This is a genomic window from Tyzzerella sp. An114 (genome assembly GCF_002161055.1).
GTDB lineage: Bacteria > Bacillota > Clostridia > Lachnospirales > Anaerotignaceae > Fimicola > Fimicola cottocaccae.
On record NZ_NFLT01000026.1, the window covers coordinates 1 to 14,665 of the forward strand.

The window sequence follows — 14,665 nt, forward strand, 5'->3', positions numbered from 1 at the left end:
ATATATAGTATATTTTAGCTATAATTATATATTATAATTTGATAATATAATTATATTTATAATTTATAAGGAGGGACACTTATAATGGGGTATAAAAAAGGTGTATCTCTTTCTCAAAATACAGCTGAAGAAATAATTAAAATCATAAGAGAAAGTCATTTACAGCCAGGAGATAGACTTGCTAATGAGTATGAACTAGCAAAATCTTTAAATGTAAGTAGAAGTACTGTAAGAGAGGCGGTAAAAATTCTTGAATCAAGAAATATAGTTACTATAAAGAGAGGTGCTGGTACTTATATTTCACAAAAACAGGGAGTTGTTTCTGACCCTTTAGGTATTGCTTTAATCGGAAATGATGAAAGTGTAGCTTTAGAACTTTTAGATATAAGAATGATTTTAGAACCTGAAAGTGCAGCAATGGCAGCGAAAAACGCCACAGAAAGTGATATAATAGCTATTAAAAATCAAAATAAGAAAGTTATACATATGATTAATCACGGTTTAAATCATTCTGAGGAAGATGCAAAATTTCATCAGCTTATAGCACAATCAACCCAAAATAGAATTATAGCTAAACTTATTCCTATAATATATCATTCAATAGGTATGACAATAGAAATGACAAATAAAAGATTATCAGATACTACTATTGTATTTCATAATCAAATAGTTGAAGCTATTGAAAGACGTGATACTATTGGTGCTAGAAGTGCAATGTCTGCACATATAAGTGAAAATAGAATATATATAATAAAAGAAATTGAAAGAAAACAGAAATTTGAAGATATATAATAAGAAATATATATTTTGTAAATAAAATACATCAGACATATAATTGATATAATATAAATCAGATTTTAAGGGCAATTTTAAAGAAAAATTAACTTTTAAAATCTGATTTATTTTTTTGTTTTTTTAAAGACATCTGATGTATTTTGGGTTAAAATTATGCTTAATGTACAAAAAATATATAAAAAACAAGGCTTAAAAGAGAAAATAATATAAGATATTGCCAAATTTCACCTTCTAAACTATAATATTAATATAAAAATTAATCAGATGTTTGGGAGGTGCAATATTTATTTAAGACATTGTATTAAAAATAATATGTTGATTAGGGGGAAAGAAAATGAACAAAAAAAATAAGATTATTACAATATGTCTTATAGTTGGGTCAATAGCTTTGGGTGTTGGATTGACAAGAACAAGTAGTAAATATAAAACACAAGAAGAAGTTAACCTTATATTTTCAAATGTAACTTCTAATTCTGCTAAAGAAGCAGGCGTAAAATTTCAGGAACTTGTCAATGAATATTCTGATGGAAAAATAACAGTTGATTTATTTCAGGATAATGTACTTGGTGATGACAAAACAGTTGCAGAAGGTGTACAGAACGGAGATATAGATATTGCAGTATGTTCAACAAGTTCATTATCAACATTAAATAAAGACTATTATCTCTATGATACACCATATTTATTCTTAAATGCACAGGAAGTTTATGATATTGGTTTTAATGGTGAAACGGCTAAAGAAATGCTTAATAATATTTCGGATTTAGGACTTAAACATATGGCTATGTGGGAAAATGGTTTTCGTAATTATACAAATAATAGTCATCCTATTGAGACACCTGCTGATTGTAAAGGACAAAAAATTAGAACAATGGAAAATCCTATACACTTAAAAGCATGGAAAGCAATAGGTGCAAATCCTACTCCTATGGCATTCTCTGAATTATTTACAGCTATGCAGCAAAACACAGTTGATGGACAGGAAAATCCTTTAGGTATAATTTATAGTAATCGTTTTTATGAAGTTCAAAAATACATTTCTTTAACACAGCATGTATACACACCATATGTTGTGCTTATGAACCCAGATAAATATAATGCTTTAACAGAAGAACAGAAAGATATTATAAACAGAGCTATGGAAGAGGCTACCGAATATCAGTTGAAATTGTCTGCTGAAGAAGAAGAAAAAGGTATTGAAGAAATGAAAAAGTACGGATGTGAAATCAATACTCTTACAGATGAACAAAAAATGGAATTCCAAAAAATAATGGAAGATGCAGATGTTTTCGGTGTAGCTAAAGCTTCTATGAAAAACCCAGAATATTTTGACAAAATGTTAGAGGAATTAAATTCATATAGAGAACAGGAGGGATTTTAAGTGAAAAAAGTATTGAATTTTCTTGATAATTATCTTGAAGAAACATTGTGTGTGACACTTATGTCTGTTATGACAATAATAATATTTATACAGGTTATTATGAGATATATTTTTCACAATTCTCTTTCTTGGTCAGAGGAGCTTGCAAGATATTGCTTTATATGGCTGATTTATATAGGTGTGGCTTACGGTTGTAAACTTATGAAACATATAAAAATTGATGCTGCTCTTAAATTATTTCCAGATAGAATAAAACCTTATGTAGTTATTATAGGAGAACTTTTGGTTCTTGTATTTGCAGCCTACATAGTTGTTACAGGTATAGAGCTCACATATAAACAGTGGCTTTTTGGAAAAACATCACCAGCTTTAGGATTACCTTTACAGTATATAAATCTTGCACCAGTTGTTGGATTTGCTCTTGTAGTAATAAGACAAATACAAGCTGTTTGGTATAGAGTTGAACATTTGCATGATAAAAAAGAATTGGAGGTTGAATAAATAAATGGTAGCAGGAGTATTATTTATATCGTTAGTAATCACTTTAATTTTAAATGTACCTGTTGGAATTGCTATTGGTTTATCTTCATTATGTGCTATTTTTGCAGATGGTAGACTTAGCTCCCTTTATATAGTACAACAGTTAGTTACCAGTGCCGATTCATTCCCTCTTATGGCTATACCTCTCTTTATACTTGCTGGAGAACTTATGGGAGCTGGTGGAGTATCAAAACGTTTATTAAATGTTTGTAATGTATTTCTTGGAAGATTTACAGGTGGACTTGCAACAGTAACAGTAGTTCTTTGTATGTTTTTTGCAGCTGTATCAGGCTCAGGTCCAGCAACAGTTGCTGCCATAGGTTCAATGGTTATTCCTACAATGCTTGAAAAGGGATACAGTAAAAGTTTTACACTTGCATTGATAGCCACTGCGGGAAGTATAGGTGTTGTTATTCCGCCAAGTATTCCTATGGTTATATATGGAGTATCAACAAGTGTGTCAATAAGTGCACTTTTTATGGCAGGATTTTTACCAGGAATTTTAATAGGTGTGTCTTTAATAATAATTTCATATATATATTGCAAAAAGAATGGTTGGAAAGGTGACGAAAAAAGATATACAATCCGTGAAAAATTATTAGCAATATGGGACGCTAAATGGGCACTTATAAATCCATTAATTATACTTGGTGGTATTTATGCAGGTATATTTACACCAACAGAGGCTGCTGCTGTTGCTGCTGTATATGCTTTTATATGTGGTGCCTTTATATACAGAGAATTTGATTTAAAATCCATATTTGGAACAATAGGAAATGCTTGTAATACAACAGGAACAACAATGGTTATTATAGGTTGTGCAACTGCATTCACAAGAATTCTTACAATAGAAAAAATACCTGATATGATAACAAGCGGAATTTTAAATTTCACAGATAATAAGATATTAATATTAATACTTATAAATATATTACTTCTCATAGTAGGTTGTTTTATGGATACAACACCAGCCATGATGGTTCTTGCACCTATATTACTTCCTGTAGCTTTACAGTTTGGTGTAGACCCTATCCATTTCGGAATTATTATGGTAGTAAACCTTGCTATTGGATTTATAACTCCACCTCTTGGAATAAATCTCTTTGTTGCATCAAGAGTTGGACAAAGTAGTTTGGAAACAGTATGTTCGGGGATTATAAAATTTATAATTGTTATGATTATAGACTTATTACTTATAACATTTATACCTGTTATAAGTACAATATTACCTAGCTTATTATTATAAAAACTGATTTAGGAGGAATTTTAAAATGAAAATATATATTACAGATTGTGACCATAATGATATAGACATAGAGAAAGAAGTCTTTGAAAAAGCTGGCTTTGAAGTTATTTTAAAAAACGCAAAAACAGAAGATGAAGTTATAGAACAGTGTAAAGATGGAGAAATTTTAATAATTCAATATGCACATATAACAGAAAAAGTTATGAAAAATATACCATCTTTAAAGTTTGTTGTTCGCTATGGTGTTGGAGTTGACACAATAGACCTTAAAGCTGCAACAAAACACAATATTCAAGTTTGTAATGTTCCTGATTATGGTATGAACGAAGTTGCAGACCATGCAATAGCATTACTTATGGTGTTAAAACGTAAAATTGTACTTATGAACGAATATACAAAGAAAGAAAAATGGGATTATTTGAAATCCGTTCCAATACATAGATTTAGTGAGGAGACAGTGGGCGTTGTAGGTTTAGGAAGAATTGGAAGATGTTTTGCAAAACGTGCTCATTCTTTAGGATTTAAAGTTATAGGCTATGACCCATATTTTAAACAGACAGAGGAGACATCATATATAACACCTGTAAGTTTTGATGAACTTGTTGAAAAATCAGATGCTATTTCAATACATTGTCCAGCAGATAATAATTTAAATCTCTTTAATAAAGAAGTGTTTAAAAAAATGAAAAATTCTGCTGTGATTATAAATGTTGCAAGAGGCGGAATTATAAACGAAAAAGATTTGGAGGAAGCTCTTAAAAATAAAGAAATATCAGGAGCTGGCATTGACTGTATGAGTTTAGAGCCTATGCCTGTAAATTCATCAATATTTAAACATGATAATTTCATTGTTACTCCTCATATGGCATGGTATTCAGAAGAGGCTTCTCATGAATTAAAGAGAAAAGTTGCTGAAGAATCTGTTCGTTTTGCAAATGGTGAGAAGGTACATTATCCTGTTAATAATTTAGACTAATATAAAAGAGGTAAGCTATATGAATGAAATAATTAAAAAAATATCAGAAATAGGAATTGTTCCTGTAATAAAAATAGATGATGTTTCAAAATCTGTTGATTTAGCAAAAGCTCTCTGTGAAGGTGGTCTTCCATGTGCAGAGATTACATTTAGAACAGAGGCTGCTGCTGAAGCAATAAAAATATTTAAAACTAATTTTCCAGAAATGATAGTTGGAGCAGGAACTGTTTTAACGACAGAGCAAGTAGATATTGCAGTAAAATTAGGAGCTGAATTTATTGTAAGTCCAGGATTAAATCCTGATATTGTTAAATATTGTGTAGATAATAATGTTACTATAATACCAGGATGTTCAAATGCTAGTGATATAGAGCAAGCTATAAAATATGGTCTTGATGTTGTAAAATTTTTCCCAGCTGAAATATCAGGTGGAATTAAAATGATAAAAGCATTATCAGCTCCATATGGCAATATTCGTTTTATGCCATCAGGTGGTATTAATGAGAATAATATAAATGATTACTTAAAGAATGAAGCAATATTTGCCTGCGGTGGAACATGGATGATACCACAGAAAGCTATTGATGATAATGATTTTGATACTATTAAAAAACTTACAGAAATAGCAGTATATAAAATGCTTGATTTTAAACTTGCCCATATAGGAATAAATTTTGACAATCAATTTTCAGCTAAAGAGGCAGCAAATGTGTTTGATAAACTTTTTGGATTTGAAGCTAACGAAAATACAGGTTCAATATTTTCACATACATATATGGAACTTTTAAAGACACCATATTTAGGTACAAAAGGTCATATTGCTATATCAACAAATTCAGTAAGCAGAGCTAAAGTCTATTTAGAGAAAAAAGGTGTTGAATTTTTAGAAGAAACTAAATCTTTTGATGAAAAAGGCAATTTAAGGCTTGTATATATGAAAGAAGAAATAGGTGGCTTTGCAATACATCTTGTTCAGAATAAGTAATAAAATAGGGTAGGTGTTGAAATTGGGAAAAGTTATATTATTAGGAGAGCCTATGGCACTTTTAATAGCAGATACAACAGGAAAACTTGAAGATGTTGAACATTTTACAAGAAGTATGTCTGGAGCTGAGGTTAATGTGGCAATAGGTCTTTCAAGATTGGGACATGAAGTTGAATATATAACAAAATTGGGAGATGACCCTTTTGGTCATTACATAGAAAATAAATTAAAGTCAAATGGTATAGGAACATCTTTTGTAATGTATGACGATGTTTATAAAACAGGTATACAGCTTAAAAATAGAGTAACTGATGGAAGTGACCCTTATGCACCTTATTACAGAAAAGGTTCTGCAGCTTCTCATATATCTATTGAGGATATTGACAAAATAAATTTAGATGATGTTGATTTAATTCATATAACAGGTATACCTCCTGCTCTTTCTGAAACTGCAAGAGCTGCTACTTTCCATTTAGCAAAAAAGGCAAAAGAAAAGGGCATTTTTATAACATTTGACCCTAATTTAAGACCTAATTTATGGAAAAGCACAGAGGAAATGAAAACAGTTATAAATGAATTGTCTTCATATTCAAATCTTATACTTCCAGGAATAGCAGAATGTAAAATACTTTTAGATACAGAAGATAAAGAAAAAATATGTGAAATTTATCATAACATGGGTATAGATTTTGTTGTAATAAAAAATGGTTCAAATGGTGCTTATGTAAGTTATAAAAATGATATAAAAATTGTAGACGGATTTAAAGTTGATAAAGTTGTTGATACAGTAGGAGCCGGAGATGGTTTTGCTGTTGGAGTTATAAGTGGATATTTGGAAAAACTTGATATATATGATTGTGCTAAAAGAGGTAATGCCATAGGTGCAATACAAGTAATGAATATAGGTGATAATGAAGGATTGCCAACTCCAACAGAATTATATAATTTTATGAACAGATAAAAATTATATTGCTGTATAAATAGGAGGCATAAATTATGAATATTTTTAGTTTAGTCGGCAAAAAAGCTCTTGTCACAGGTGGAACAAGAGGCCTTGGGAAGGGTATTGCCGAAGGTCTTATGGAAGCAGGAGCAGAAGTAACTATTATAGGAAGTAACGAAAAAGTATATAAATTAGCTGATGAATTTTGCAATAAAGGATATGTATGTCATGGAGTCGTAGCTGATTTATCAAAATCAGAAAATAGACATAAAGCATTTAAAGAGTCTTTGGATTTGATGAAGGGGTTGGATATCCTTGTAAATGCAGCAGGTATTCAGAGACGTCATAATAGTGAGGATTTTCCTTTGGAAGATTGGAATGAAGTTTTAAATGTAAATCTCAATGCACCCTTTGAGTTATGTCAGTTAGCAGCTAGAGAATTTATTAGTAATAACAAAAAAGGTAAAATTATAAATATTTCTTCAATGTTAGCTTTCTTTGGTGGTTTCAATGTTCCGGCTTACTCTGCATCAAAGGGCGGAATTACTCAAATGACAAAAGCGTTCTGTAATGAATGGGCATCGAAAGGTATAAATGTTAATTGTATAGCACCAGGATATATGGATACAGATATGAATACAGCTCTTACAAATCCTGATAATCCAAGATATATTGAAATTACAAACCGTATTCCTCAAAAAAGATGGGGAAATGGAGATGATATGAAAGGTTGTGCAGTATTTTTAGCATCATCTGCATCAGATTATGTTAATGGTGCAGTGATACCTGTTGATGGTGGATATCTTGTAAAATAATTGTACATAAGAATGGAGGAAATAATATGAAATCTCTTGTTTATACAGCTCCCCAAAAAGTAGAAGTTCTTGATAAACCAACGCCAGAACCGAAAGAAGGTCAAGTTAGAATAAAAGTATCATATTGTGGAATATGTGGTTCTGATATAGGTATATATTCCGGAAAACATCCAAGAGCAAAAGCACCTTTAATATTAGGTCATGAATTTATAGGTACAATAGATAAAATAAATAATTGTAGTGGCAAATTTAATTTAGGAGATAGAGTTTGTGCTTATCCTTTAATATCATGTGGACATTGTTTTCCTTGCGAAAATGGAACACCTCACGTATGTCAAACATTGAAACTTATAGGTATTGATATAGATGGCGGAATTGCTGAATATGTATGTTGTGATGAAGATGTGTTATTTAAGTTAGATGATGATTTATCTGATATAGCAGCATCAGTTATAGAGCCTTTAGCTGTTATTATTAGAACTATGCATCAATCAAACTTCAAAACTTTAGATACTGTAACAATAACAGGAGCTGGACCAATAGGTATACTTACAGCTATTGTACTTAAACATTCAGGTGCATCACGTATATTTATATCTGATATAGATGAAAACAGACTTAAAATTTGCAAAGATATGGGCTTTGAAACAATTAATTCTGCAAAAACAGATATTATTGAATATATAAATGCACAAACCAATAATGTTGGTACAGATATAGTTTTTGAATGTAGTGGTGCGGAAATATCTGCTTTACAAATGACAAAGTTATGTAGAATAGGTGGAACAATATGTATGACAGGGGTACATAAAATTCCTCATGCTGTTAATTTGCAGGACTTGAATTTTAAAGAACAAACTCTTGTTGGTAGTAGAGTTTATACAAAACGAGAATTTGGTCAAGCTGTTGAATATGCAAAAGAAATAGAAAAAGAATTGGAAAGTGTAGTTACACACATATTACCTATTGAAAAATCTGAAAATGTATTTGATTTGATTAATGATAAAAATGAAATAACTGTTAAAGTTCTTATAAAATGTTGAGTTATTATTAATAAAATATGTAGTTTAAATATTAAAGACCTTCAAAAAATATTGTTTGTAGGTCTTTTTTATGTTTGATAAAAATTTGCAACAGTTTAATTTTATTGCGTAAGAGATATTATTATCTGTTACGCATTTTTATTTACAATTTAATTTTGATAAATAAAAGTATAATTTAATATGTATTTTACTCTAGGAGAGAAATAGACCAAAAACATACAGAGTAAAAAAATCATTAATAGGATATTTTGTACAAAAAACAAGTACTCAACTTGTCTAAAACTACGAAATATAAATAAATGGTCAAATCACGACAATTGTCGTTTAGAGCAAAAATTTTTTTTGATAGAATTATACAAGAACAGAGGATTAACCTCAGTAAATTGAAGAGATATATTTAGAAAGGAAGAGAAGTATGTATAATAAGTTAATGAAATGTTTTGAAAGTATAAAGGAAAAAGTTGATTTTAAACCAGAGGTAGGTTTGATTTTAGGTTCTGGACTTGGAGATTATGCAGAAGAAATTAAAGTTGAAAGTGTTGTTGAATATACAGATATTGAAGGATTTCCAGTTTCCACTGTTAAAGGACATAAAGGTCGTTTTGTATTTGGATATATAGGTACAGTACCAGTTGTAGCAATGCAAGGTCGTGTACATTATTATGAAGGATATGATATGACAGATGTTGTATTACCAACAAGATTAATGGGAATGCTTGGTATAAAAAAATTAATATTAACAAATGCAGCTGGTGGTGTAAATGAAACATTTAAACCTGGCGATTTTATGATTATTACAGACCATATAACTACAGGCATACCAAGTCCATTAATAGGGCCTAATATAGATGAATTAGGAACAAGATTTCCAGATATGAGTGAAGTTTATAGTATACGTATTCAAAATATAATACATAGTTGTGCAAAAAAATGTAATATTGACATTAAGGAAGGTGTTTATGTACAGTTTACAGGACCAAATTATGAAACACCTGCTGAAGTAAGACTTGCAAGAATATGGGGTGGAGATGCTGTTGGTATGAGTACAGCTTGTGAAGCTATGGCAGCTCGTCATATGGGATTGGAAGTATGTGGTATATCATGTATAACTAATATGGCAGCTGGTATTTCTAAAGAAAAATTAAATCATACAGAAGTACAAGAAACAGCAGATAAAGTTTCTAAGTCTTTTAAAGAGTTAATAACAGAAATTATATATAATATCTAATTTAGGAGATAAATACAATGGAAATTTATGCAATTAAGGGAGATATATGTTATAGTAAAGATATACATAAAATTGTAGTTAGCAAAGATAGTTATGTTGTGTGTAAAGATGGATTATGTGCAGGAGTTTATAAAATATTACCAAAATGTTATGAAATGGTTCCTTGTTATGACTATTCTGGAAAGTTAGTTATTCCAGGACTTGTTGATATTCATATGCATGCACCACAATATACATTTCGCGGTCTTGGAATGGATATGGAATTAATAGACTGGTTAAATACTCACACATTTGTGGAAGAAGCAAAGTATGAAGATGAGGAGTATTCAAACAAGGCTTATGATATATTTGTTGAAGATTTAAAATATAGTGCAACTACAAGAGCGTGTATATTTGGTACAATACACCACAAAGCAACATCTGAGCTTATGAAAAAATTGGAAAATGCAGGAATGTGTGGCTATGTAGGAAAAGTTAATATGGATAGAAATTCTCCGGAATATTTGTGTGAAAAAAGTGTAAATCAAGCTGTTGAAGACACAAAAAAATGGATAGAAGAAGTAAAAGACTTAAAAAACATAAAACCTATATTAACTCCAAGATTTATTCCTACTTGTTCTGATAAATTAATGGAAAGTTTATCAGAAATCCAGAAAGAAAACAAACTTCCAGTACAGTCTCATTTGTCAGAAAATATTGGAGAAATTGAGTGGGTAAAAGATCTTTGTCCAGATACAAATTTTTATGGTGAAGCATATTATAAATACAATATGTTTGGAGGAGACTGCCCAACAATTATGGCACATTGTGTTCATAGTAATGATGATGAAATTGAGCTTATGAAAAAACAAAATGTTTTTGTAGCTCATTGTCCAGAGTCTAATACAAACTTATCCTCCGGTATTGCTCCAATAAGAACTTATATTGAAAAGGGACTTAAAATTGGTCTTGGAAGTGACATAGCGGCAGGTTCTACATTATCAATTTTTAATGCAATGGCAATGGCAATTCAATGTTCTAAACTCCGTTGGAGATTAGTTGACCAATCTTTATTACCACTTAATATTGATGAAGCTTTTTACCTTGGAACAAAAGGTGGCGGAGAATTTTTTGGAAAAGTAGGTAGTTTTGAAGAAGGTTATGAATTTGATGCAGTTGTTATTGATGATACTTCTATAAAAAGTGCACGTGAATTAGAATTAAAAGAACGTTTAGAAAGATATATTTATCTTGCACAAGACCAGTATATTATAGCTAAATTTGTTGCTGGAAATAAGGTGTTTGGAAAATAGTTTAATTATTAAGAATATATTTGTCTGAGGTGATAATTATGGAATCTAAACAAGAATTATTAGAAATGATAAACAAATTTAAAGGCGAACGAAATGAATACTTATCTCTTTTATTTAAACATGTTCCAGATGTAGTTATAAAAGCGATAAACTATAAAAAAGTTGCCAAAGACAAATATATTCTTCAAGCTGAAACTCCATGTGATATGGTTTATATAATTTTGTCTGGAAAAGTAATTGGTGTTGACCAACAAAGAGAAGGACACCCATTTTATTTTATGGACTTTACACATATGTATGTAATAGGTGACTTTGAAGTGTTTGCTGGTATGAAGGAATACTGTGCATCTATCAAAACAGCAGAAAAATGTGAATTTTTAGCAATACCATCTTATTATTATTTACAATGGGTAGAACAAGATAAAAATGCTTTACTTTTAAGACTTCAAAATATAACTGCAATATTAACTGCTGAGAAAAAAAACGAAAGAACATATATATTTATGAATTGCAAAGAACGTCTTATTGCATATCTAATACAATCTTATGAAAGTAGAGTTGATTATAATTCTAAAATTTATAAGATTACAAAAACCCAAGTAGAAATAGCTGACAGAATAGGTTTTAATTATAGAAGTGTGCAAAGATGTATTGCAAGTCTTGAAAAAGATAATTTGATTTTTATAGAAAATGGTAAAATTACAATCTCAGAAGAACAATATAGAAAGCTAAAAGGAGATAAATAATAATGAAACGATATAAGCGTATATTTGTAATAGTTATGGATTCACTTGGCATAGGAGCTATGCCAGATGCTGTTGATTATGGTGATGTTGGATCAGATACATTAGGACATATTTCTCAAAATATGGAAAATTTTTGTATTCCAAACTTACAAAAGCTTGGTATGGCAAATCTTCATAAATTAAAACAAGTAAACCCAGTAGATAAACCATTAGGATATTATGCATCATTACACGAAGCAAGTAATGGAAAAGACACAATGACTGGTCATTGGGAAATTATGGGATTACATATTACTAAACCATTTAAGACATTTACAGAGAATGGATTTCCTAAAGAATTAATAGACGAATTATCAAAAAGAACAGGTCGTGTGATTATAGGAAATAAAAGTGCAAGCGGAACAGAAATTCTTGATGAATTAGCAGAGGAAGAAATCGCCACAGGTCATATGATTGTATATACATCTGCTGATTCTGTATTACAGATTTGTGGTAATGAAGAAACATTTGGCTTAGATGAATTATATCGTTGTTGTGAAATTGCTCGTGAAATTACAATGAAGGATGAATGGAAAGTTGGTAGAGTAATCGCAAGACCTTATGTGGGAAATAAAAAAGGTGAATTTAAAAGAACTAGTAATCGTCATGATTATGCCTTAAAGCCTTATGGTCCTACTGCATTAAATGTATTAAAAAATGCTGGTTTTGATGTTATATCAGTAGGTAAAATTTTTGATATTTTTGATGGTGAAGGATTAACAGAATCAAATAAATCTAAAAGTTCTGTACATGGAATGGAACAAACAATAGAAATAGCAAAAAGAGATTTTGAAGGACTTTGTTTTGTTAATTTAGTAGATTTTGATGCATTATGGGGACATCGTAGGGATGTAGAAGGATATGCCCATGAAATTGAAAAATTTGATGAAAAATTAGGACAACTTCTTGAATTTATGAGAGATGATGATTTGCTTATTATTACAGCAGACCATGGAAATGACCCAACATACACAGGAACAGACCATACAAGAGAAAAAGTACCATTTTTAGCATATTCTCCATCTATGAAAAATTCAGGAAAATTAGAAGATATGAATACATTTGCTGTAATAGGTGCTACTGTTGTAGATAATTTTGGATGTGAAATGCCAGAAGGCACAATTGGCAGTTCAATATTAGAAAAGTTATGCTGATGTTTAGAGTTCAAAAATGTATAGAAAGAAGGATTATTTATTATGGATAAAAAAGAAGTATTAAGTTATGTTGACCATACATTATTAGGACAAACAGCTACATGGGATGATATTCGTGAAATTTTAGATGATGGAATTAAATATGGTGCAGCATCTGCTTGTATTCCTGCATCTTATGTAAAACAAGCCGCTGAATATGTACAAGGTAAATTACCTATTTGTACTGTAATAGGTTTTCCTAATGGATATAACACAACAACAGTAAAAGTATTTGAAACTAAAGATGCTATTAGAAATGGAGCATCTGAAATTGATATGGTTATTAATATTGGTCAAGTAAAAAATGGAAAATATGATGAGGTTGAAAACGAAATACGTCAGATACATGAAGCTTGTGATGGAAAAATATTAAAAGTAATTATTGAAACTTGCCTTCTTACAGAAGAAGAGAAAATTAAAATGTGTGAAGTTGTTACTAATGCAGGAGCAGAATTTATTAAAACATCTACTGGTTTTTCTAGTGCAGGAGCGACTTTTGAAGATGTAAAACTTATGAAAGAACATGTAGGTAAAAATGTAAAAATTAAAGCTGCAGGAGGTATCTCATCTTTTGATGATGCAGAAAAATTTATTGAACTTGGGGCTAGTAGACTTGGAACAAGCCGTTTAGTTAAAATTTTAAAAAATACAGATACAGGTGTAGGATATTAATAGGGGGACATAATGAATAATATTTCTATGATTATTGAGGCAGTAGGATATATAGGTTCAATATTAGTTGTTGTATCTATGTTGATGTCATCTGTTATTAGAATAAGAATAGTAAATACTATAGGAAGTGGAATATTTGCAGTTTATGCGCTTATTATTAAATCTTATCCAACTGCACTTATGAATTTGTGTCTTGTTGCAATTAATATCTACAATTTGAGAAAACTTATGAAAAAAGAGCAAAGCTTTGAGATTGCAGACGGCAATATTAATGATAGTATGCTTAGCTACATGATAAACTACTATTATAATGATATTATGAAATATTTTCCTAAATTTAAAAACGATATTATGAACCAAGATTTAGTATATATTGTCTATTGTAAAGGTTGTCCGGTAGGCGTAATGATTGGGAAAAATATAGGTGATAATACAGCAAAAATTTCTTTGGATTATTCAATACCAACATATAGAGATTGTTCTGTTGGTAAGTATTTATTTTCTAAACTGACAGAAAAAGGAATTAATAAAGTTGTTTTTATGGAAGAAGATTCAGAAGTTCATAAAGATTACCTTTGTAAGATGGGATTTATAAAAGAAAAAGATAAATATGTTAAAATATTATAATAATTAGATTATATGTTTTATATTATTTTGGGAGGTTATTATGGACAAAACAGAATTAAAAAAGATAGCAAATAAAGTTCGTAAAGACGCTTTAACAGCTGTTTATTGTGCAAAATCAGGACATCCAGGCGGTTCACTTTCAGC

Annotated in this window: 15 protein-coding genes and 1 pseudogene; all 16 read left to right on the forward strand. The window is 30.1% G+C overall.

Translation table 11 applies throughout. The features are described 5' to 3' along the window. Window positions 1-84 precede the first annotated feature (84 nt). Window positions 85-792: a FadR/GntR family transcriptional regulator gene (locus B5E58_RS12200; RefSeq protein WP_088109934.1), complete on the forward strand. Its 708-nt coding sequence runs from the start codon at window positions 85-87 to the stop codon at window positions 790-792. A gap of 337 nt (window positions 793-1,129) precedes the next feature. Next, the gene (locus B5E58_RS12205) at window positions 1,130-2,176 is read left to right on the forward strand and encodes a DctP family TRAP transporter solute-binding subunit (protein WP_088109935.1); all 1,047 of its coding nucleotides are present in this window, start codon (window positions 1,130-1,132) and stop codon (window positions 2,174-2,176) included. Beyond that, entirely contained in the window at window positions 2,177-2,677 is a 501-nt protein-coding gene (locus tag B5E58_RS12210; protein ID WP_088109936.1) for a TRAP transporter small permease, read from the forward strand. It begins immediately after the preceding gene. 4 nt (window positions 2,678-2,681) lie between these two features. Then, entirely contained in the window at window positions 2,682-3,962 is a 1,281-nt protein-coding gene (locus B5E58_RS12215; RefSeq protein WP_088109937.1) for a TRAP transporter large permease, read from the forward strand. Between the two features lie 25 nt (window positions 3,963-3,987). Continuing rightward, entirely contained in the window at window positions 3,988-4,938 is a 951-nt protein-coding gene (locus tag B5E58_RS12220) for a C-terminal binding protein (RefSeq protein WP_088109938.1), read from the forward strand. A 19-nt stretch (window positions 4,939-4,957) separates the two neighbouring features. Continuing rightward, window positions 4,958-5,923 carry a bifunctional 4-hydroxy-2-oxoglutarate aldolase/2-dehydro-3-deoxy-phosphogluconate aldolase gene (locus tag B5E58_RS12225; RefSeq protein ID WP_088109939.1) on the forward strand — a complete coding sequence of 322 codons (966 nt, stop codon included), beginning with the start codon at window positions 4,958-4,960 and terminating at the stop codon, window positions 5,921-5,923. A gap of 22 nt (window positions 5,924-5,945) precedes the next feature. Then, window positions 5,946-6,884, forward strand: a complete 939-nt coding sequence (locus B5E58_RS12230; protein ID WP_088109940.1) for a sugar kinase — start codon at window positions 5,946-5,948, stop codon at window positions 6,882-6,884. Window positions 6,885-6,919: 35 nt separating this feature from the next. Then, window positions 6,920-7,681 (forward strand): SDR family NAD(P)-dependent oxidoreductase, encoded by a 762-nt coding sequence (locus B5E58_RS12235; RefSeq protein ID WP_088109941.1) that lies wholly within the window; start codon window positions 6,920-6,922, stop codon window positions 7,679-7,681. Window positions 7,682-7,707: 26 nt separating this feature from the next. Then, window positions 7,708-8,724: a zinc-dependent alcohol dehydrogenase gene (locus tag B5E58_RS12240; RefSeq protein WP_088109942.1), complete on the forward strand. Its 1,017-nt coding sequence runs from the start codon at window positions 7,708-7,710 to the stop codon at window positions 8,722-8,724. 415 nt (window positions 8,725-9,139) lie between these two features. Continuing rightward, entirely contained in the window at window positions 9,140-9,952 is an 813-nt protein-coding gene (locus tag B5E58_RS12245) for a purine-nucleoside phosphorylase (protein ID WP_088109943.1), read from the forward strand. Window positions 9,953-9,969: 17 nt separating this feature from the next. Further along, window positions 9,970-11,244, forward strand: a complete 1,275-nt coding sequence (locus B5E58_RS12250; RefSeq protein WP_088109944.1) for an amidohydrolase family protein — start codon at window positions 9,970-9,972, stop codon at window positions 11,242-11,244. Between the two features lie 38 nt (window positions 11,245-11,282). Then, the gene (locus B5E58_RS12255; protein WP_143597269.1) at window positions 11,283-11,990 is read left to right on the forward strand and encodes a Crp/Fnr family transcriptional regulator; all 708 of its coding nucleotides are present in this window, start codon (window positions 11,283-11,285) and stop codon (window positions 11,988-11,990) included. A gap of 2 nt (window positions 11,991-11,992) precedes the next feature. Continuing rightward, on the forward strand, window positions 11,993-13,183 hold the full coding sequence (gene deoB / locus B5E58_RS12260; protein WP_088109945.1) for a phosphopentomutase: 1,191 nt from the start codon (window positions 11,993-11,995) through the stop codon (window positions 13,181-13,183). A 42-nt stretch (window positions 13,184-13,225) separates the two neighbouring features. Continuing rightward, window positions 13,226-13,894 carry a deoxyribose-phosphate aldolase gene (gene deoC, locus B5E58_RS12265; protein ID WP_088109946.1) on the forward strand — a complete coding sequence of 223 codons (669 nt, stop codon included), beginning with the start codon at window positions 13,226-13,228 and terminating at the stop codon, window positions 13,892-13,894. 12 nt (window positions 13,895-13,906) lie between these two features. Then, complete coding sequence (locus tag B5E58_RS12270) at window positions 13,907-14,521, forward strand: YgjV family protein (RefSeq protein WP_088109947.1); 615 nt, start codon at window positions 13,907-13,909, stop codon at window positions 14,519-14,521. A 40-nt stretch (window positions 14,522-14,561) separates the two neighbouring features. Then, a pseudogene (locus tag B5E58_RS14015) lies at window positions 14,562-14,665 on the forward strand (transketolase); the annotation flags it as partial.

What these genes read in the sequence shown, in the direction of transcription:
- B5E58_RS12200 (WP_088109934.1), top strand. Translation starts at nt 85, where the DNA reads ATGGGGTATAAAAAAGGTGTATCTCTTTCTCAAAATACAGCTGAAGAA.
- B5E58_RS12205 (WP_088109935.1), top strand. Translation starts at nt 1,130, where the DNA reads ATGAACAAAAAAAATAAGATTATTACAATATGTCTTATAGTTGGGTCA.
- B5E58_RS12215 (WP_088109937.1), top strand. Translation starts at nt 2,682, where the DNA reads ATGGTAGCAGGAGTATTATTTATATCGTTAGTAATCACTTTAATTTTA.
- B5E58_RS12220 (WP_088109938.1), top strand. Translation starts at nt 3,988, where the DNA reads ATGAAAATATATATTACAGATTGTGACCATAATGATATAGACATAGAG.
- B5E58_RS12225 (WP_088109939.1), top strand. Translation starts at nt 4,958, where the DNA reads ATGAATGAAATAATTAAAAAAATATCAGAAATAGGAATTGTTCCTGTA.
- B5E58_RS12235 (WP_088109941.1), top strand. Translation starts at nt 6,920, where the DNA reads ATGAATATTTTTAGTTTAGTCGGCAAAAAAGCTCTTGTCACAGGTGGA.
- B5E58_RS12240 (WP_088109942.1), top strand. Translation starts at nt 7,708, where the DNA reads ATGAAATCTCTTGTTTATACAGCTCCCCAAAAAGTAGAAGTTCTTGAT.
- B5E58_RS12245 (WP_088109943.1), top strand. Translation starts at nt 9,140, where the DNA reads ATGTATAATAAGTTAATGAAATGTTTTGAAAGTATAAAGGAAAAAGTT.
- B5E58_RS12250 (WP_088109944.1), top strand. Translation starts at nt 9,970, where the DNA reads ATGGAAATTTATGCAATTAAGGGAGATATATGTTATAGTAAAGATATA.
- B5E58_RS12255 (WP_143597269.1), top strand. Translation starts at nt 11,283, where the DNA reads ATGGAATCTAAACAAGAATTATTAGAAATGATAAACAAATTTAAAGGC.
- deoB (WP_088109945.1), top strand. Translation starts at nt 11,993, where the DNA reads ATGAAACGATATAAGCGTATATTTGTAATAGTTATGGATTCACTTGGC.
- deoC (WP_088109946.1), top strand. Translation starts at nt 13,226, where the DNA reads ATGGATAAAAAAGAAGTATTAAGTTATGTTGACCATACATTATTAGGA.
- B5E58_RS12270 (WP_088109947.1), top strand. Translation starts at nt 13,907, where the DNA reads ATGAATAATATTTCTATGATTATTGAGGCAGTAGGATATATAGGTTCA.